This window comes from Ureibacillus aquaedulcis, from assembly GCF_030418165.1.
GTDB classification, from domain to species: domain Bacteria; phylum Bacillota; class Bacilli; order Bacillales_A; family Planococcaceae; genus Ureibacillus; species Ureibacillus aquaedulcis.
Window position 1 is genome coordinate 57908 of the sequence record NZ_JAUHTQ010000001.1, and the last position, 19962, is coordinate 77869.

Consider the following 19962-nt stretch of genomic DNA (forward strand, 5'->3'; position numbering starts at 1 on the left):
GAAGATTACCGATCCACATTATATTTTGAAGTGTTATTTTCCAGCCATTCATGCTCCAGTATCCCATAGAGGTGCGAGTCTCTCCAACCATCATGTATGATAAAATCATCCCGGATCGTTCCTTCTCTCACCATGCCCACTTTTTCCAAAACCTTTACAGAGCCAATATTACGGGGGTCGCAAGTGGCTGAAATTCGATGCAAGCTCAACTGGGTAAAACCAAACTCGATTAGAATCCTTGCCACTTCTGTGGCATACCCCAATCCCCAAAAGTCGGGATGTACAACATATCCAATTTCGCCTTTCCTATCAATAAAATCCTGTATATTGATTTCTCCAGAACCGATTAATTTATTATCAACAATGACAGCAAAAACAAAACGAGATCTAGGAATTTCTTTACTATCGGAAATGACTTGCTGAACGAACTCCCATGAATCATCTTCTGAATTTGGTCCCCATGGCTGATAAATGCTAACCGGAGGCAGCGAGGCATAGGCATGCACATCTACCCAATCCGTTTCTTTCAGTTCTCTTAAAGTGACTCTATTACCGACTAAACTAGCAATCATTGAAATCCCTCCCGTATACATCTTTGTAAAGTTACTTGAATTCTGCAAAAAAAGTGAAAGTCCTCTTAAATTAATTAATTTTATCATCCTGCTTTGTCCAAATAAAATGTAGCCAGATAGCTAAATTTAAAGGATGTTGCTAACTGTATAGCGAAATAAGAATGGGGTGAATGCAAACTATGAAACTGAAAGTCTTCAGCATGAACGAGCAATATGCTATTCAAATACTAAATTGGAAATATGAACCGCCATATGATTTTTATAATAATGAGTGCACAAAGGAAGCATTGGAAGAATTACTTGATAACACATACTATGCTTTAGTTGGTACGAAAAATGAATTGTTTGGATTTTTTTGCATTGGTAAATCAGCACAAGTTGCAGCTGGACATGCTGCTTTGGCCTATGAGGAAAATTTTGTAGATATGGGCCTTGGAATGAATCCACTTTTTGTGGGAGAAGGAAGAGGAGCGGAATTTTGTTCGTTCATAATTAAATTTATAGAAGAGAAACATGAAAATACGCCCATCCGTTTAACAGTCGCAGAATTTAACGAAAGAGCCATACGATTATATGAAAAGATAGGGTTTAAAAAAGAAAATGCATTTCGAACGGACAGAGCAAAATTTATGACAATGGTAAGAGCACGTGGAGTGCCTTCCAACTAAAAATCGTCCCAAAGGTTGCTGTAGGCATTTTTTGGGACGAATATATAGGGGTTAGTTTATTTTAAATTTACTTATAGCTGTTGCTAGTTCTGTACTCAAGTTGTTAAGTTGTTCAGAGGCTTCTGCAACAGATTGGATTGCTGTAAGCTGTTCATCGCTTGAAGCACTTACTTCTTCACAAGCAGCAGCAGTGGATTGAGCTGTTAGTGACATTTCTTCAATTGTTTGAACTACTTGATCTTTATAAATTACAATCCCTTCAATCTGGGAAATGACATTTCTGAATGTACCCTCCATATTGTCGAGAAGAGCAGAAAGATTTTTGAAAAGGGAACTAGTATCTTCTACTACCACACCTTGGTTTTGGAATGTTTTCTGCATTTCCGTCATTTGGTTTGCTACTTGCTGAGATTCTGATTGCAGTTCAAGAATGGTTTTTTTCACTTGTTCTGTTGCTTTTGCTGATTGTTCAGCGAGCTTTCTTACTTCTTCTGCCACAACAGCAAAGCCTTTTCCATGCTCACCTGCTCGGGCTGCTTCAATACTTGCGTTGAGTGCAAGTAGATTCGTTTGAGCCGAAATTTCGGATATCGAACTCATCACAGTATCAATCGCACCAACTTTAGTTTCTAAGCCTTTGACTGCTTGTGCCATATTCGTTAACTCCTGCTTAGAATGGTCAAAGGATCCTAGTAGATTTTTCATTTTGTCATGGCCCAATAGGTTTAACTGATCTGCTTCTTCTGTAATTTCGTGCAAAGAATTAGTCTGAACCATCATATCATTAATCTTATCGCCAAGTTGGCCCGTGGTTTCCGTTACCATATCTGCATTTTCCGATGAAGCGGTAGCTCCGATTGCGATGTCATTCACTGCATTTGACACTTCTACACTGGAAGCGCTTGTTTCTTCTGCTAGCGCACTTAGATGATGCGAACGTTCCTCTACATTATTTGAAGAACTCTGCACGACTGTAATAATATTTTTCATGTTCTCAATCATGGAATTGAAATGCTGCGTTAGCTTACCGATTTCATCCTGGGATGTTACTTCGATATTAACGGATAGATCACCCTGAGATACTTCCTCCATTAATGTACCAAGTTTATTGATAGGTTTTAAAACGTTCGTTATAAATAGGAATAAAACAATGAAAGTAACCACAAGGATAGCTATTGCAATGTAAATAATCACTTGTTGAATGCTGTTAGCTAAGTCATTTAAATTATTAGCGTAATAGACTGCAGCTACTGTCCAGTTTAAGTCTGGTACCTTATTATAAACGACTACAGATTGTTGTTCGTTAATTGTAGCTTCCAGGTTGTTTTTACTTTTCGCGTCGGCTTGGATTGCTTGAACAAACTCCTCGGAACTGAGGTTTTCACCTGTTTTTGAAGGATGCACAATCGCAGCTCCTTCATTATCTAAAATTACTGGATATCCTTCATATCCTAATTGAGTAGATGCAAGCATTTCTGTAAGTTGATCCAATAGGATATCCACACCTAGAACACCCATAATTTCGTTCCCATCTTTAACGGCCATAGATCCTGTTATGGCATATTGACCTGTCACACTATCCAGGTAAGGGGGCGACCAAACAAATTTATCTGGATTTTGAATAGCATTCGTATACCAAGGGCGAGTTTTTATATCTAATTCATTGATGCCTTCAAAATGAGGTTCAATAATCGTGTATTCGCCATCAGTAAAGTAGATGCCTGAAGCAGCATCATATACAGAAAGATAGTCTGCTAAATCAGAACGGTATAATTGATCAGCGGTATCATTATATGTATTAGAGCTGGAATGGAAATTTTGCAAATCCGGTGACACGGCTAATTTCTTTATACTTTTCTCATAGATAGATAAAAATGTTGTAATGTTATTGGAAAGTCCATCCACCACTACTTCACTTTGTTCAATTACGCTATCTTCCGTCTTTGAAGTAATTAAAAGTGAGCTGACAGTCCCTAAAGTTCCTAGGCCGAGCACAATAATGATTAAAACGATGGCTAGTATCCGCCACCTAATAGATATCTTCAAAAGAAATCCTCCCAATATAGTAAAATTGTAATGACACTATAATAGCAAAAACTTATTGGAGAGTATGTTAAAAATTTATTCTATTTAGTATTTTTCTATTATTGGAAAAATATATTTTCGACATAAATACAATATAATCCATATTTTTACCATTAATTGCATATTTTCGTATGTTTAACTGCTTAGAGTCGCCATAACTTTGTATCTGGGAAAAAGAAAAGCTATATATGAAATAATGTGTAAAATACAAATGTATTTCAGTTTTCTTAACGAAAAAGTCTACATAGGAGGGAAGCAATGAATCAAGCGATTATTTTTGATATGGATGGTACCTTATTTCAAACAGATAAAATTTTGGAGCCAGCATTAGAAGAAACATTTGATGTTTTAAGGGAAAAGGGTTTATGGGTTGGAGAGACGCCAATAGAAAAATACCGCAAAATTATGGGTGTGCCTTTATCGGTTGTTTGGGAAACGCTATGTCCCAATTTTTCAAAAGATGTCAGACAGAAAAGTAATGAGCTATTTCAAGAAAAGCTTAACGAGATGATTCGTAGACACAAAGGGGCACTCTATCCAAATGTGATCTTGACTCTCCAAACATTAAGCTCAAAATATCTCCTTTTCATCGCCAGTAACGGCTATAAAGATTATCTACAAACAATAGTTGATACATATGACTTGAATCTAATTTTTAAAAACATCTATAGCATTCAGTTGATACCATCAGGGGATAAATCTGAATTGGTAAAGAAGGTTGTGGAAGAAAATAAGCTCATAAAAGCGTGGGTAGTGGGCGATCGATTGTCTGATTTTAAAGCTGCTAAAGAAAATGGGTTAATATCGATAGGGGTGAATTTTGATTTTGCCCAAGAGGATGAACTAAAGCAAGCTGATATTGTCATTAATGATATAAAAGAATTAACGACTTTAATTCCATAATTAGTGTGCAGGACTAAATAAACGTGTTATTTAACTTCCTGTAGTTTGGAGATAATAGCGGAGTAGGAAAATATGAACTCATTTGGGAGGAGAAATTAATTTGAGAAGCGCAAGTCCATATATCTTTATAGAAAACTGTCTTGAAATAATGGAGTACTATCGGAATATTTTAAATGGTGAAATTCAAAATGTCAGGCAAACGGAGGATGGAAAGTGTTTGCATGCAGAACTTGTTGTAGGTGATAGCATTATCAATTTTTCAGATGATTTTGGGGTAACCAAACAAGGTGATCATATACGGGTGAGCCTGAAGTGTGAAAGTGAAGAAGAAATCACAAGGGTTTATAACGATTTAAGTGTGTCGGGGAATGTTACAGTGGAACTCCAGCAAACAAATTGGGGAGCATTGCATGCAAATTTAATAGATCAGTTTGGTGTTGGCTGGCTTTTGAATTTCCAAAAGTGAGGAGAACCAGCTTTCGCTAATCACGAAGATGGTGGCAGAGCGTTATGATGGATAGCTTCCAAAAATGAGGAAGCATAATTTTTAGAAATCTGCGCATTCTAAGACTGGTCAGAACACAACTGATTCATCCTTCTAAAAAAACCGGTTTCGACTAGAAATCGGTTTTTTTATTTGCTTAAAATACCTGATTGGTTGATAATTTCACTAAAAATTAAGGGGATGAGTGGAGCATGATCAAACAAGCGAATTTGGGCAATGCGGGAATAGCTTCGGAATTAGCTGTATGGCTTTGGCCAGACAATACAATTGAAGAATGCATGAGTGAAATGGAAAAACTGATTGCTTCTGACCGTGCCGCGGTATTCCTTGCTATCTATGAAGGCATGGCGGTTGGATTTGCACAATGTGAACTGAGAACAGATTATGTAGAGGGAACAGAATCTAGCCCAGTAGGATATTTAGAAGGGCTGTTTGTAAAACCAGGTCACCGTGGGATGGGTTATGCGAAGCTTCTTGTTGCTCATTGTGAACAATGGGCAAAAAACAAGGGGTGCACAGAATTCGCCAGTGACTGTGAATTACATAATGAAGAAAGTTTGGCGGTACATTTAAAATTAGGATTCAAAGAGGTAAATCGAATTATTTGCTTTACTAAAAAAATAATATAAACCTCAATAAAACTAAATTTATGGTAATCTATTTAGGAACACGAAATAGAAATGAGGGTTACCTATTGCATGTGAAATCAATTACCTTAATTAGTATAATTAGCGTTATTGGGGCAGTACTCTTCGATGTACTGGGTTTGCCGGTCCCCTGGATGCTTGGTCCTTTATTTGCGGTGTTAATTAGTCAATTTTTTATTAAGATTGATCTTTCTTGGCCGGTTCAGTTTCGAAATGCAGGACTGATTATCATCGGGATTTCGATTGGCCAAACCTTTCAGTTAAATGTTTTTTCAGGGATGGGTTGGTTGGTGCTGCTGATGCTGCTCATCAATATTGCCCTAGTTATTATAAGTATTGCCATGGCCTTTGGCGTCCACAAAATCGGTAACGTTCCATTGAAGACTGCATTAACCTGTACAGTGCCGGGTGGCTTGAGCCAGATTGTTGTGTTTGCCGAGGAAGAAAAGGATATCAATTTGGCTGTCGTTACATATTTCCACGTTGTACGAGTAGTTAGTATTGTGATGGTCATTCCGTTTGTATTGTCGGGACACGTGGTTCAACCGGGAAATGCGGAAAGTATTCTAGATATAGAGCTGCTGCCGTTGCTCCTTTTATTATTGGTAGCCAGGGCATCTGTATGGATTGGAAAAAAGGTTAAGTTACCAGTACCATACTTTTTAAGTCCTGTTTTATTAATCATGGCGCTCACGCTATTTTCTATAGAAACCCCTCCTATTCCGGGGGTTCTATTACATATAGCCCAATTATTAATGGGGGCGTATATCGGTTTGCTGTTAAAGCCGAAGATGATCAAGCTTGGAAAGAAAGTCATCCTATTAGGAATAGGGAGTGCTTTATTATTAATTGCTTTAACATTTGCGCAAGGATTTTTATTGATGCATTTCTTGGGATATTCTATATCGACAAGCTTTTTAAGTACAGCAGCAGGTGGACTGGACCAGATGAGTTTGCTGGCGACTGCCATCGGGGCAGATGTCTCAGCGGTCACTGTGTTTCAGATTTTCAGGTTACTATTTGTATTTATAGTTATTTTGCCGCTCTTGAAGATGGCTTGCTCGTATCTAGATAAGAAACAAGCGAAAGAATTGCATGAAAAATAAGGAAGCAGCTCCCTTAAAGGGAGCTGTTTTTTTGAGTTTTAATTAGGATATTAGGATATTTTTTATTTCAGAAAAGGGATGGGAAAGTTTGGACTTTCATTATAATTGTCAATGAATATTCATATAAAAATAAGCTATGTGATTGTTGAAAGCTATTATTCAATGGTATGATAGAATATAGTGCTTCTGCGAAGGTTGCCTAATAATGAGGTGAAAGACATACTATGCAAAACTATCTTGATCTCTGGGCTAAGGCGGTTAAGACAGGAATCATTAAATCCAATTTGATTCCTATGGTCGCTGCACTTATGCTCGCTTTATATACGTACAACTTAAGTTTTATAGAACATATACCGCATATCATTTTTGCCATTGTAGGTTCTGCATTTATTATCGGAGCTTCTGGTATCTTTAATAACTTGTATGACCGAGATATTGATGCAATCATGCAGCGAACAAAATCTAGACCTACTGTAACAGGGGAATTGAGTGCCCGTACGATACTGATTGTCGGGATTATCCTATTGATTGCAGGACTAGCGATTCTTTCCTTAACAACATGGCTGGCTGCTTTTCTTGGCTTCCTTGGTGTGTTTTTCTATGTTGTCCCTTACACAATGTGGACAAAACGAAGAACGATTTGGAATACAGAAGTGGGAAGTATTTCAGGTGCGATGCCTCCACTAATCGGTTGGGCAACGGTAGCACCAAATATTTGGTACCCTGCAGCATGGGCATTGTTTATCATCATGGTAATTTGGCAAATGCCGCATTTCTATGCGATTGCCATCCGCAAAAAAGATGACTATGCAGCGGCGAATATTCCAATGCTGCCGGTTAAAAAAAGTATGAGAAGAACGTACTTGCAAACAAATATTTATTTAGCCATTATGATGCTGACGAGCTTCTTATTCGTTCCTTTAAGCTGGGGGTTAACTCTTGTTTCGCTTATATTGGGTGGAATATGGCTGTGGATCAGTATTGTAGGTTACCGCCAAATGGATGAGAAAAAATGGGCAAATAAAATGTTCGGTTACTCACTAATCTATATGATGGCAGTATTTGCAACAGTAATTATCTATTCAAGTGTCGGTATGATTTTTCAATAAAACGAGGAAAAGGTGTCCCATCCATTTGATGGGGCGCCTTTTCTGTTAATAATTTTGTTGATAACTTATCAGGTGTGCATACTCTTAGGGATTGTGTGGATAAGATCTATACTAAACAACAGTGGAATGGTGAATTAGCGTAGCTGTGCAGAACCACTATTATAAGGCAGGACTATTTGTTGATATCATGTGGATATAAGTGAGATGATTAAGAATGAACTTGTATAAATATACAGGAGTATAAATATTGTGTGCATCCTCTAATACTACTGTTACATAGCAGAGAAGAATACATTTTTAATGTGTGAGTTTTTGAAAGGCCTTTCAATAAAAGGGTTTTATTGATTAAGAGGGCAAAATAAGTAGTATTTGAAACAGATAATGAAGGTGTTATACAACAAAATATTTCGAAATTGTGAACGAAAATGTGATAAAAATGTGACATGTAACTATGTTGGATATTCAATCGCCAATTGAGATGTTAAGATAAAAACATCATAAAGAGGTCAACCTTTGACAGCCTCTTATGAGAAATCGCTCCTTTAGTAAAAGTGGTAAGTAAAGCTCATATGAACCTCGTAAAAGCTTGTTCGACAAGATATATAACCTCCCCTATGTTTATATATAAAAAATGCTTTTAAAAGGTCAGTCCAAAAAGCACCGTGCTCGTAGCACGGTGCTTTTTACTGTCTATTTTTAATTAAAGCCAGGTTTCCGTTGGAAGAGTAGTACAGGTAATGTTAGAAATCCAATGAATTAACGTATTGGATCAGGCGGTAACATACTTGAAATTTTGGAGGTTATATAGTTGTTTTTCATGTGAGTTAGTTGATTACATGACGACATACGTTCTCGTGTGTATATTTTTGACAATAGGGAGGGATAAGGAATGTTAAAGTTTTTATAAATTATATTGTTTATGTTTAGATAAATAGTTTACAAGACCGTTTTCATTTAATATATCCACCATTACATCCGGCATTTTTGTACCAAAATATGTGTTACCATTGACTTCTACTTTACCAGTTATTAAATCTACCTCAACAGTATCTTCAAGTTGAATATTATAATCCTTTACTTCAATAATTGGTAATCCAATATTGATTGCATTTCTAAAGAAAATGCGGGCAAAGGATTTGGCAATTATTAATGAAACGCCAGCAGTTTTTAAAGCAAGAGGTGCTTGTTCACGAGAAGAGCCACAACCAAAATTCTCACCAGCCACGACAATATCGCCTTGTTGTACTTTTTTGCTAAATTCAGGATCCAAATCTTCTAAGACATGTTCTGCTAAAGATTGCATATCTAATGTTTTCGTGTATTTACCAGGGATAATACGATCTGTATCAATATTGTCACCGTAAACATGAGCTTTTCCGATTATCTTCATGAACCACACACTCCTTCCAAAAGCTTTTGTGGATTTGTGATTTTCCCCCTTAACGCGGCAGCGGCAACAAAAGCAGGGGAGCCTAAGTATATATCCGAGTTTCGATTACCCATTCGCCCCAGGAAATTACGATTGGTCGATGAAACAATTACTTCATTATTGCCTGGGATACCTAGATGAGTTCCAACACATGGTCCGCATCCAGAAGGTAAGAATGTTGCACCAGCTTTGGTAAGTGTTTCAACGGTTCCGTCTTGTAAAGCATCTAGAAAGACTTTTCTAGAAGCTGGAGCAATAATTAACCGCACATTTGGATGAACTCGTTTATCTTTTAGAATTTCAGCTGCTGCATGCAAATCTTCTAATCTACCATTAGTACAACTTCCTATAAATGCTTGGTGAATGATAATTTCGTTTAGATTTTCAATGGAAACAACATTATCTGGTGAATGAGGTACGGCTACTTGACTAGTAACTGTAGATGCATCTATGTCAATGATTTGTTTATAGGTTGCATCTGAATCAGGTAAAACATGTTCAAATTCGTAAGGAAGGGATAATCCTTTTGTATGAATAAAGCCTGCTTTTGCTCCCATCTCAATAGACATACTTGCGATTGTCATTCTACTATCAAGGCTTAAATCTTCCATTGTAGTCCCGGTATATTCTATAGCATCGTAGGTGGCACCTTGGATGCCAATTATTCCAACAACATGTAAGACAAGATCTTTAGCAGAGACACCTTTTGGTAAGGAGCCGTTAATTTTTATGAGAATAGTTTCCGGAACCTTAAGCCAAGTTCTCCCTGTTAGCATAGCGCCTGCGAGATCTGTAGATCCAACACCAGTTGAGAAAGTTCCAATTGCTCCATAAGTACAAGTGTGAGAATCAGCACCCAAAACAAGTTGACCTGGTCTTGCATGTCTATTTTCTATCATCAATTGGTGGCAAATACCGTCACCTACATCGTATAACTTGATTCCTTGTTCATTTGCAAATTCTCGCATTAAATCATGTAATGATGCAATGCGTTGGTTAGGTGCAGGGGAAGCATGGTCTATAACAAGGGCCATTTTAGTAGGGTCAAAAATTCTCTGCCCACCCATGTTTTTAAATGCATTAATTGCTAATGGTGCGGTTGTATCAGAAGCCATTAAAAAATCTACATCCACCACAGTTAGATCTCCAGCGTGTACACACTTCCCGGCATGAGTTGAAACAATTTTTTCAACAATTGTTTGTCCCAAAAAAATACCTCCTTTGTTCCACTATATGAAACGTGTTTCTAAAATGTTGTTATTATGAATTTAAAGCGATAATTGACTTTTGTCAATTTAAATTTTTTAAATTTTCAGTTATAAGGACCTTAAGTTAGGCTGATTTATTTTTTTATTCTTTAAAATATTTAAAAAAATCAGAAAAAAAGAGTTGAAAAATTGCTTTACCCGAATTATTGTATTTATATGAATTAATTGTAAACATGTTCCGCAATGTGAAACCGGAATGGGGGATCGTGAAGTGTATGATCATTTAATCAAGTATTATAATTCCTTTAACCTCGAGAAGACACCGGAAGAAATTATCTCCAAAGCGAAATTACTAATTTTAGATAGTTTGGGTTTAATGTTGAATGCTCAAAACAGTACTAAATTACAACATCTCTATACACACCACGATGAAGAACCAACCATCTTATTCAAAAGTTTTATTGATGGAACACTCCTTGTTTCGAATGAACTGGACGAGGGGAATGTTCTTGCCAAAGGTCATCCAGCATGTCACTTTACACCGGCTCTAATCAATCTAGCCATACATCATAATGTCTCTACTAAGAACTTACTTGAGGCTTTTATTGTCGGGTATGAGATCAGTGCTCGGATTGGCGAAATTATTCAGTTGAAACCAGGAATACATCCACATGCTAATTGGGGAATGATAGGTGGAGCGTTTGCAATTGCAAAGCTTTTTCAGTGGAAGGAACAATCTAAAATATTAAATGCTGTATTTTTGGCAAGTCAGTTCGCATTTCCAACATTATGGGATTCAGTTTTTGAAGGAAAAGAAGTTCGAAATCTATTAATTGGTTTTAATAATTTAACCCTTAGTCTACTATCCAAAATCATTGAGGCTGGATATGAAGGGTCAGATAAAAGCATCGAAATTTTGTATAAAGATATATTAGGTACTAAGTTTGATATAGAAAAATTCAACACCGACTTTTCATATAACTATCTAGAAATGAGTTACTTTAAAATTTACGATTTCTGCAGATTTTGCCATGGACCAATAGATGGTATTTTAAAGATTTTACAAGATAATCAAAATCTAAAACTGTCTGATATAAAGAGAATCGATGTTTACACTTATAGAAGTGCTGCAATTTTGGATAGCCAATATTGTGAAAATGAGTTTGCAGGTAAGTTTTCTATTCCATATGCCATCTCTAAAACTATTTTATTGAATAAAAGAATCAACGTAGCACATGACTTAATAAATCAATTTTCAAAAAATGTCCATGTACATGATAGCGAGGAGTTTAACTTACTCTTACCAAAAATTAGGGCTACTAAAATTAGGTTAACTACTCATAAAGGCATTGAGCTTGAAAGTGAACTATCGACGGCATTGGGTGATGGCAATACAGATAATCTAGATAAATTGGTCATCGATAAATTTGAATCTAATGCATCGACGATATTTTCAAATATAGAGGTCTCTTTCCTAAAGGATTTTATTTTAAATCTACACAGAGAGAATAACATGTCGGATCTTGAATTTTTATTGAGGAGGGAAACCAATGGAATGGGATGCTGAGGTTGATGTAATCGTTGTAGGAGCAGGAGGCGGTGGAGCCATTACAGCTCTAACTGTTGCACAAGAAGGATTGGATGTGGCTCTCTTTGAAAAAACCGACTTTCTATTAGGGAATACAGCTGCAAGTGCTGGTATGATTCCAGCTTGTGGAACAAGATTTCAAAAAGATCTACAGATAGCAGATTCAATAGACATTATGACAAATGATATTTTAAAGAAAAATCATTTTGAAAGTAATGCAAAACAAGTACAAGCACTTGCTTCTATCTCTGGTCCGCTAGTCGAGTGGATGAATGATGATTTGAAGATAGAAATGTCTGTTGTTACCGAGTTTAAATATCCAGGACATTCCTCTTTTCGAATGCATGCACCTCCAAGCAGATCTGGATTAGAACTTATGAAGAAGTTGAAAAAAAGAATTCTAGAACATGAAAATATTTATTTGCTATTAAACTCGACTTTTAATGAGTTAATAACGGATGGAGAGAAAGTACTAGGTATAAAAGTGAAAACTCCCGACGGTGAACAATGTATAAAGGGAAGGGCAGTTGTTATTGCAACGAATGGATTCGGAGGTAATAAAGAAATGGTTAATCAGTACATTCCTGAAATTGCAGACGCCTTATACTTTGGATATGAAGCCAATGAGGGAGAGGGAATTCAAGCTGGGATAAAGATTGGAGCAATGACATCTAGTCTGACTGCCTATCAAGGGCATGCTGCAGTCAATGAACAGACAGGATTACTTGTAACTTGGGGGACCATTATGATGGGCGGATTTTATATTAACTTGCAAGGTCAACGATTCGCAAATGAAGCTCAAGGTTACTCAGAGTTTGCTAAAGAAGTTTTAAAACAAGAGGGGCAAAAAGGATATATTGTTTATGATCAAAATATTCATAACAAATTGCTATCTATTGAAGATTACAAGCAGATTAATGAAATGGAGGCTTACAAGAAAGCAAATACAATTAAAGAACTTGCTCAGCTAATTCAAGTAAATCCAAACACTTTATCAAATACGATGGATACTTATTTAAATCAAACAGAAGGTGTTGCTGATATATTTGGCCGAAATTCATTTGGAGAAAAGCTTCGTGCTCCATATTATGCAATAAAAGTAAGTCCAGCATTATTCCATACGCAAGGCGGGCTTTCTATTAATACAAATGCACAAGTAATAAATACCGAGGGGGAAGAAATCCCTAACCTATACGCTGTTGGTGGCAGTGCAGTGGGTGTATCGGGTAATCATGCTTATGGTTATATGTCAGGTAATGGTTTACTTGCAGCTCTAGGGTTTGGTCGAATTGCGGGTTTAAATATTATTAGTAATTTAGTAGCTAACAAGGAGGAAGTTATTAATGACTAGAGTCTGGGATTCTTCATTAACTGCAACAGATAAAATTGTAATCGAAAAAGGCGGTTATGGGCAAAGCAGGGGATTAGGAAAAAATCCACTATTGGTAATTATTGATGCACAATACAACTATATTGGCGCAGATAAACCAATAGCAGAGCAATTGGATGAGTGGCCAAGTGGCGGAGGAGATATTGCATGGAAAGGAATCCGCAAGATTGAAAAATTAAAAGAATCAGCAGTTGAAAATAATATACCAGTTCTTTATACACGAAATGTTCAAAAGAAAACGATTCAATTTGATTCATTTTCTACCAAGGCAAAACGTGATCAAACAAAATATCTAGATGGGAATCCTGCTTCTGATATTCTAGAGTGTTTAGCGCCAACTGAGCGAGATATTGTTGTAGATAAAAGTTATGCGAGTGCTTTTTTTGGTACTCCGCTAATTAGCTATCTCGTGAAATTAAAAATTGATTCTTTGGTCATTGTTGGAGGTTCAACAAGTGGTTGCGTTCGAGCAACGGCAGTAGATGCTGTTACACATAACTTTAATGTAGCGGTTATAGAAGACGCAGTATTTGACCGTATCGAGTTATCACATAAAGCAGCTCTTTTAGACTTATGGATGAAATATTGTGATGTAGTACCATCGGATAACATTTTTCATTACTTTAATGAAATCGGAAATACGCAAAAAGAAGAGGTGAAGTAAATGCTGGATTTATTAATTAAAAACGGTGAAGTTGTATTTCCACGTGTTGGCGTACAAAGAGTAAATATTGGGATTAAAGATGAAAAAGTCGTAGGGATTTATGGATCGGATGAACAAGTTGATGCTCAAGAAGTAATCGACGCGCAGGGACTTCATGTTTTTCCTGGAATTATTGATGCCCACCAACATTTGGGGATTTATAACAGTATTGAAGATGACTTTTTAGATACAAAACAACATGCGTTAGCTGGTATTACGACTATTGTTAACTTTGATAGACAACCAGTTAGTTACTTAGAATGGTTCCCAACAATAAAAGAAGATATTGAAAGATGGAGTTATATTGATTTTTCTTACAGTTTAGGGATTTTGACGGAACAGCATTTGGATGAATTGGAGGAATTAGTAAATAATGAAGGGATTACTTCGTTTAAGTTCTTCCGTAACTATGAGCGTCAACTGAATGATAAGTTCAAGATTACAAATGGCATTGATTTATCAACTTACGATTTAGGTCGTATTTTACAGCGATTAAATGAAATTTCACCTAAGCTATTATTAGCAGTTCATTGCGAAAATATGGATATTAATCGCAATTTAACTAAGCAACTTCAAAATTCTGGCGAAAATGAAGGATTACAAACTTGGTCCAAGACAAGTCCAGGTTATGCAGAAGCGGAATCCTTATTAAGCACGCTATATATTAATAAAATTCATGGTGGAAATTTATATGTGGTGCACTTAACTTCAGGTGATAGTGTTGAAGTTCTTGAAAATTCTGCATGGTTAACAGAAGGTAATGTAAAAATCGAAACATGTCCTCATTACCTTGTTCTAGATGACCAACATGAAGTAGATATCAAAGCTAAAGTTGGACCACCAATCCATAGTAAGCAGGATGCAGAAAAACTTTGGGAAGGTATTCGAAATGGCTTAATTAATGCAATTGGTACGGACCATGTACCATGTAATTTAGAGACAAAGTTGGGAAAGAGAGGTGATACATGGGATACTTTATTCGGTTTCCCAAGTGCTGGTGGTTTACTGCCATTAATGTTAACTGAGGGATATAAAAAACGTGGAATTCCGCTTGAGCGCATTGCCGACATTATGTCTTTGTCTTTAGCTGAGTCATATAATTTACCTTCCAAAGGTCGCATTGAAGTGGGGGCTGATGCAGATTTTGCAATTGTGAATTTGCAACAAACTAAACCATTAGAAGCGCAAAGTATGTCTAAAAGTAGTGATTTTTCCTTATATGAAGGGTTTGAACTTTGTGGTTGGCCGGTATATACCATCAGTCGAGGAGAGATTATCGTAGCAGAGGGACAAACAACAAAAGAAAGTGGAAGGGGGAAATTTATTTATAGGAATATTTAGGAATTAAAAAATAAGGGGGAGGAAAGTTTATGAAAAAACGGGGTATTCTTATAAATTTAGTGTTTGCAATGGTATTGCTACTAGCGGCTTGTAGTGGAAGTGAAGGTGGTACTTCTTCCAGTGGTCCTGCTTCTGGAGAAGGGGACACGATTAAAATTGGTTCACTTCATCCATTAAGTGGGGGGTTAGCACTTGAAGGTCAAGAAATGCGTGATGCAGTAAAACTTGCAATTGAAGATAAAAATGCTGCTGGGGGAATTTCTTCAATAGATGGAGCAAAATTGGAGCTTATAGAAGCTGATCACGAGGGTACACCGGAAAAGGGTGTATCTGAAGTACAAAAGCTTGACCGTGAAGGTGTTGTAGGAATTGTAGGGGCCTATTCTAGTGGTGTAGCGTTACCTGCAACTCAAGAAGCAGAACGCGCCAGACTTCCTTTTGTTGTAGATATCGGATCAGCAGATGAAATCACTGAGCGTGGTTTTAAATATACTTTCCGCTTACAACCTGCTGCAAGTTCATTCTCTGTTGATTTTTTAGAGTTCTTCCAAGATCTAAATGAAAATGCTGAAGAAAAACTTTCATCAGCGGTAATTGTACATGAAGATAGTGTTTTTGGTACAAGTATTGCTGAAGCAATTGTTGAAAATGCTGATGGCTATGGCTTAGATGTTTTAGAAGTATTACCTCATGCTTCTTCAACAGCAGACTTATCATCAACAATTAATAAAATATCATCCCTTAAACCAGATACTGTAATTGTGACAACATACCTACGTGATGGTGTAATGCTTGTAGAAGGAATTGAAAATTCAAACTTTGCACCAAAAGCAATCATTGGTGTAGCAAATGGTGCTTTTAGTAATGCTAGTTTCTTTAAAGACTATCAATCTATTAATAATTTAGTAATGGATGTAAACTATACGATTAATCCGCATAGTGAGTTAGCGAACGACGTGAAAGAAAGATATAAAGAGGCATACGGAAGAGAATTAGGACCAAACGGTGCTTATTCTTATATGGCAACAACTGTTTTGATTGACGCTATCGAACGTGCTGGCACAACAGATCGTGCGGCAATTCAAAAAGCCTTAACTGAAACAAATTTAGAGGAACACATTTTGCCGCAAGATGCGATTAAGTTTGATGAAAAAGGTCAAAACATTAACGCAAAAGCTGTATTGAATCAAATCTTTGATGGAGCTCCAAAAGTTGTAGGTCCGGAAGAATATAAAGAAACTGAAGCAGTATATCCAAGAAATTGAGAAATTAAAGTAAGGCTGTTCTACTAGTGATGACGATTACTAAAGGTTTGATTATATAAATATCTACTTTCCTTTAATAATAGAGTTGCTTTAGTAGGACAGCCTTTATACATAAACCAAAAAGGGGGGTATGAGAAATGAGTGTTGAACTTTTTTTTCAGTCGTTAATTGATGGGACACTTATGGGTGGAATTTATGGATTAGTAGCAATTGGGTTAACATTAATCTTTGGTGTAATGAAAATAATTAACTTTGCTCAAGGTGCCTTAATGATGTTAGGTATGTATGTATCCTATTGGTGTTTTGCGATATTAGGAATTAGTCCATATTTATCGCTACCGCTTAGTGCAATAATATTATTTGCCATCGGAATGACAATGCAAAGAGGTATCCTGCAGCGTATGGCAGGTGCTCCGGATCATAACCAATTATTAGTAACGTTAGGTATTACACTATTTATTGAGAATCTGGCATTAGTAATATTTAAACCTGATTTCCGTAGTGTAACTGTAGATAGTTTACCTGCTTCGCTATCATTTTTTAATCTAAACATTCACACGACAAAATTAATCGCCTTTTTATTTGCGATTGTCTTGGCGATAGGGTTGTTTTACTTTTTAAAGAAAACATTTATTGGGAAGGCAATTCGCGCAACTTCAATTAATAGTCAAGGTGCATCACTAGTTGGCGTAAACATAACTAAGATTAACTATATTGCTTTTGGTCTTGGCGCTGCATTAGCCGGGGTTGCAGGCTCGTTGATTACACCATTTTTCTATACATCTCCTACTGTTGGTGCAAGCTTCATACTTAAAGGATTTGTTGTAGTTGTTTTGGGTGGGTTAGGGAACTTCATTGGAGCCCTTGTTGGCGGATTATTAATTGGAATTAGTGAAGCATTTGGTGGGGTGTTATTACCAGGTAGTTTAAAAGATTTAATGACATATTTAATATTCATTATAATTCTTCTGCTTAAACCAAGTGGACTATTTGGAGGTAAGACGCGATGAAAAAATCTCATATCTTCTATGGAATTGGATTAATACTGATTGCATTATTTCCGTTCGTAACAGATAATCAATATTTTATGCATATTGCGATTCTTATCTTGTACTATGCCCTTGTTAGTCAAGCTTGGAATATCCTTAGTGGGTATGCAGGGCAGTTTTCATTTGGTCATGCAATATTTTTTGGTACTGGGGCCTATTCATCGGCTATTCTTTTATCAAAATATAATATCTCCCCTTGGATTGGAATGTTTATTGGAGCAATAATTGCTATCGGTATAGCACTTTTAATTGGTTTTCTATCTTTTCGTTATAAGTTAAGAGGGGCCTATTTCTCTTTGGGGACTTTAGCATTTGCAGAAATTTTACGTATTCTCGTTCAAAACATGGATTATTTTAATAAGACGCTGGGGATTTTACTGCCAATAGGAGATAATCCGTGGTTGTTCCAGTTTGAGTCCCGTGCAGGATACTTTTATATCATTTTAATTTTAACAATCATTGTAACTGTTGTTGCATATTTAATTAGCAAATCACGATTAGGATTTAATTTAATTGCCATTCGAGAAAATGAAGAAGCAGCCCAATCCTTAGGAGTGAAAACATTTAAAAATAAAATGATTGCAATTGCAATAAGTGGTGCGCTAACGTCTGTTGGTGGAACATTCTATGCTCAATATTTACTTTATATCGATCCGCCTACGACATTTGGCAATGATGTATCTATCTCAATAATTTTACCTGCTATTTTAGGCGGTATGGGAACAATCCTGGGTCCATTTATGGGAGCAATAATTATTGTACCGTTAGGTGAGTTAACTTCACATTTCTTTGGAGGGTTTGCAGGTATTCACTTGATGGTTTATGGATTAATTCTCGTATTGGTAATTTTATTCTTACCCGAAGGACTTGTTGGATGGTTTCAAGAAAAGATGCGGTCTAGTAGATTGAAAAAGGAGGGCAATCAGAATGACATTACTGAAACTTGAAAACGTAGTTAAGAAATTTTCAGGATTAGTTGCAGTAAACAATGTTTCCCTTGAATTACATGAAGGTGAGATATTAGGTTTAATTGGCCCTAATGGTGCAGGTAAAACAACACTATTTCATACCATTTGTGGGTTTCATAAGCCAACTACGGGAACAATTTTACTAAATGGTGAGGCAGTTCATGGTTTAAAGCCGGAGCTAATGTGTAAAAAAGGGGTTGCCAGAACATTTCAGATTGTTCAGCCGTTTGGTAACCTAACTCTCTTGGAAAATGTAATAGTTGGAGCATTTAATACAGTTGGAAGCTATAAAGAAGCATCGAAACTTGCAATGCAACAATTAGAATATATGGGGATGGAAAAAAAAGCACAAGACCGGATGAAGGATCTAACTTTTGCTGAGCAAAAGAAAGTCGAAGTAGCTCGAGCTCTTGCAACGAAACCGAAAGTTTTATTTTTGGATGAAGTAATGTCGGGGTTAAATCCTACTGAAGTAAACGAATTCATCGAATTGATTAAAGATATTCGTAATAGTGGAATTACAATTTTCTTCATTGAACATTTAATGTCGGCTGTAATGGCCCTTTCAGACCGTGTAGTAGTAATGCATCTAGGTGAAAAAATTGCAGAGGGGTCTCCGACTGTTGTCACAAAAGATCCTAAAGTAGTAGAGGCGTATTTGGGTGAAGAATTGGACGAGGTGAAAGAGGTGAAAGAGTATGCTTAAAGTAGAAAATATTAATGCGGGTTATGGCAACTTACAAATCTTAAGAAACTTAAGTTTTGAAGTAAACCAAGGTGAGGTTGTCAGTATCCTTGGTACAAATGGTGCTGGTAAAACAACTACTTTACGCGCAATTTCCGGTCTTATCCCAATACATTCAGGGACAGTTTACTTTAATGATGTTCTATTAAACAAAAAATCAGCTGAATTTATTGTGAAATCAGGATTAGTTCAAGTACCCGAAGATAGAAAGTTATTTACTGATATGACAGTCCTTGAAAATTTAGAGATGGGCGCATATACAAAAGGTGCACGTAAAAATTTAAAGAAAAATTTAGAGTATTGCTTTGAACTCTTTCCTATTTTAAAAGAAAGAATTAAACAAATTTCTGGAACGATGAGTGGTGGTCAACAACAAATGGTGGCAATTGCCCGTGCTTTAATGGCAGAACCGAAACTATTGATTTTAGATGAACCTTCTATCGGTCTTTCTCCATTATTAACAAAGCAAGTCTTCGAGATTATTTCAGAAATTAAAAAGAATGGTGTTACAATTTTATTAGTAGAGCAGAATGTGAACCAAGCATTACAATTAGCTGATCGTGGTTATGTGATTGAAAATGGCGAGGTTGTTATGAGTGGTGATGCGGGAGTTTTATTAAATGATGAAAATTTAAAAGCCGCATACCTTGGTATTACTACTGAAAAGGTTGCTCTTTAATT

The 19962-nt window shown here is 36.4% G+C and carries 19 protein-coding genes; 15 read left to right on the forward strand and 4 right to left on the reverse strand.

Going from position 1 to position 19962, the window contains the following annotated elements; all coding sequences use genetic code 11:
- Positions 1–5 precede the first annotated feature (5 nt).
- Complete coding sequence (locus tag QYB95_RS00345; RefSeq protein ID WP_301136085.1) at positions 6–572, reverse strand: GNAT family N-acetyltransferase; 567 nt, start codon at positions 570–572, stop codon at positions 6–8.
- Between the two features lie 179 nt (positions 573–751).
- Here QYB95_RS00345 and QYB95_RS00350 point away from each other — a divergent pair, with 179 nt between their 5' ends.
- Positions 752–1240, forward strand: a complete 489-nt coding sequence (locus tag QYB95_RS00350) for a GNAT family N-acetyltransferase (protein WP_301136086.1) — start codon at positions 752–754, stop codon at positions 1238–1240.
- Positions 1241–1291: 51 nt separating this feature from the next.
- Here QYB95_RS00350 and QYB95_RS00355 read toward each other — a convergent pair whose 3' ends face one another.
- Positions 1292–3286: a methyl-accepting chemotaxis protein gene (locus QYB95_RS00355; RefSeq protein ID WP_301136087.1), complete on the reverse strand. Its 1995-nt coding sequence runs from the start codon at positions 3284–3286 to the stop codon at positions 1292–1294.
- Between the two features lie 297 nt (positions 3287–3583).
- On the opposite strand from QYB95_RS00355, the gene QYB95_RS00360 reads away from it, so the two are divergent.
- The 5 genes from QYB95_RS00360 to cyoE all read left to right on the forward strand — a co-directional run bounded on the left by QYB95_RS00360 (position 3584) and on the right by cyoE (position 7595).
- Positions 3584–4228, forward strand: a complete 645-nt coding sequence (locus tag QYB95_RS00360; RefSeq protein WP_301136088.1) for an HAD hydrolase-like protein — start codon at positions 3584–3586, stop codon at positions 4226–4228.
- 100 nt (positions 4229–4328) lie between these two features.
- On the forward strand, positions 4329–4694 hold the full coding sequence (locus QYB95_RS00365; protein ID WP_301136089.1) for a VOC family protein: 366 nt from the start codon (positions 4329–4331) through the stop codon (positions 4692–4694).
- 230 nt (positions 4695–4924) lie between these two features.
- Entirely contained in the window at positions 4925–5362 is a 438-nt protein-coding gene (aac(6'), locus tag QYB95_RS00370; protein WP_301136090.1) for an aminoglycoside 6'-N-acetyltransferase, read from the forward strand.
- A 71-nt stretch (positions 5363–5433) separates the two neighbouring features.
- A complete protein-coding gene (locus QYB95_RS00375) occupies positions 5434–6486 on the forward strand; it encodes an AbrB family transcriptional regulator (protein ID WP_301136522.1) in 1053 nt (350 codons plus the stop codon).
- A gap of 224 nt (positions 6487–6710) precedes the next feature.
- Positions 6711–7595 (forward strand): heme o synthase, encoded by an 885-nt coding sequence (cyoE, locus tag QYB95_RS00380; protein WP_301136091.1) that lies wholly within the window; start codon positions 6711–6713, stop codon positions 7593–7595.
- A 901-nt stretch (positions 7596–8496) separates the two neighbouring features.
- Here cyoE and QYB95_RS00385 read toward each other — a convergent pair.
- Together QYB95_RS00385 and QYB95_RS00390 are read right to left on the reverse strand one after the other, a co-directional pair.
- The gene (locus tag QYB95_RS00385) at positions 8497–8985 is read right to left on the reverse strand and encodes a 3-isopropylmalate dehydratase small subunit (RefSeq protein WP_301136092.1); all 489 of its coding nucleotides are present in this window, start codon (positions 8983–8985) and stop codon (positions 8497–8499) included.
- Positions 8982–10232, reverse strand: a complete 1251-nt coding sequence (locus QYB95_RS00390) for a 3-isopropylmalate dehydratase large subunit (protein WP_301136093.1) — start codon at positions 10230–10232, stop codon at positions 8982–8984. The genes QYB95_RS00385 and QYB95_RS00390 overlap by 4 nt, the downstream gene beginning before the upstream one ends.
- A gap of 271 nt (positions 10233–10503) precedes the next feature.
- Between QYB95_RS00390 and QYB95_RS00395 the strand changes: the two genes are divergently transcribed.
- From QYB95_RS00395 to QYB95_RS00435, 9 genes are all read left to right on the forward strand, one after another.
- Entirely contained in the window at positions 10504–11799 is a 1296-nt protein-coding gene (locus QYB95_RS00395) for an MmgE/PrpD family protein (RefSeq protein WP_301136094.1), read from the forward strand.
- Positions 11783–13171, forward strand: a complete 1389-nt coding sequence (locus QYB95_RS00400) for an FAD-dependent oxidoreductase (protein ID WP_301136095.1) — start codon at positions 11783–11785, stop codon at positions 13169–13171. Before QYB95_RS00395 ends, QYB95_RS00400 begins: the two co-directional genes overlap by 17 nt.
- Complete coding sequence (locus tag QYB95_RS00405; RefSeq protein ID WP_301136096.1) at positions 13164–13874, forward strand: isochorismatase family protein; 711 nt, start codon at positions 13164–13166, stop codon at positions 13872–13874. Before QYB95_RS00400 ends, QYB95_RS00405 begins: the two co-directional genes overlap by 8 nt.
- Positions 13875–15254, forward strand: coding sequence for a dihydroorotase (locus QYB95_RS00410; protein WP_301136097.1), 1380 nt, complete (start codon positions 13875–13877; stop codon positions 15252–15254). It abuts the gene before it with no gap.
- A gap of 29 nt (positions 15255–15283) precedes the next feature.
- Positions 15284–16519 (forward strand): ABC transporter substrate-binding protein, encoded by a 1236-nt coding sequence (locus tag QYB95_RS00415; protein WP_301136098.1) that lies wholly within the window; start codon positions 15284–15286, stop codon positions 16517–16519.
- 137 nt (positions 16520–16656) lie between these two features.
- Entirely contained in the window at positions 16657–17529 is an 873-nt protein-coding gene (locus tag QYB95_RS00420) for a branched-chain amino acid ABC transporter permease (protein ID WP_301136099.1), read from the forward strand.
- Positions 17526–18515 carry a branched-chain amino acid ABC transporter permease gene (locus QYB95_RS00425; protein WP_301136100.1) on the forward strand — a complete coding sequence of 330 codons (990 nt, stop codon included), beginning with the start codon at positions 17526–17528 and terminating at the stop codon, positions 18513–18515. Before QYB95_RS00420 ends, QYB95_RS00425 begins: the two co-directional genes overlap by 4 nt.
- The gene (locus tag QYB95_RS00430) at positions 18496–19242 is read left to right on the forward strand and encodes an ABC transporter ATP-binding protein (RefSeq protein WP_301136101.1); all 747 of its coding nucleotides are present in this window, start codon (positions 18496–18498) and stop codon (positions 19240–19242) included. The genes QYB95_RS00425 and QYB95_RS00430 overlap by 20 nt, the downstream gene beginning before the upstream one ends.
- Positions 19235–19960, forward strand: a complete 726-nt coding sequence (locus QYB95_RS00435) for an ABC transporter ATP-binding protein (RefSeq protein WP_301136102.1) — start codon at positions 19235–19237, stop codon at positions 19958–19960. The genes QYB95_RS00430 and QYB95_RS00435 overlap by 8 nt, the downstream gene beginning before the upstream one ends.
- The last annotated feature ends 2 nt before the right edge of the window (positions 19961–19962 follow it).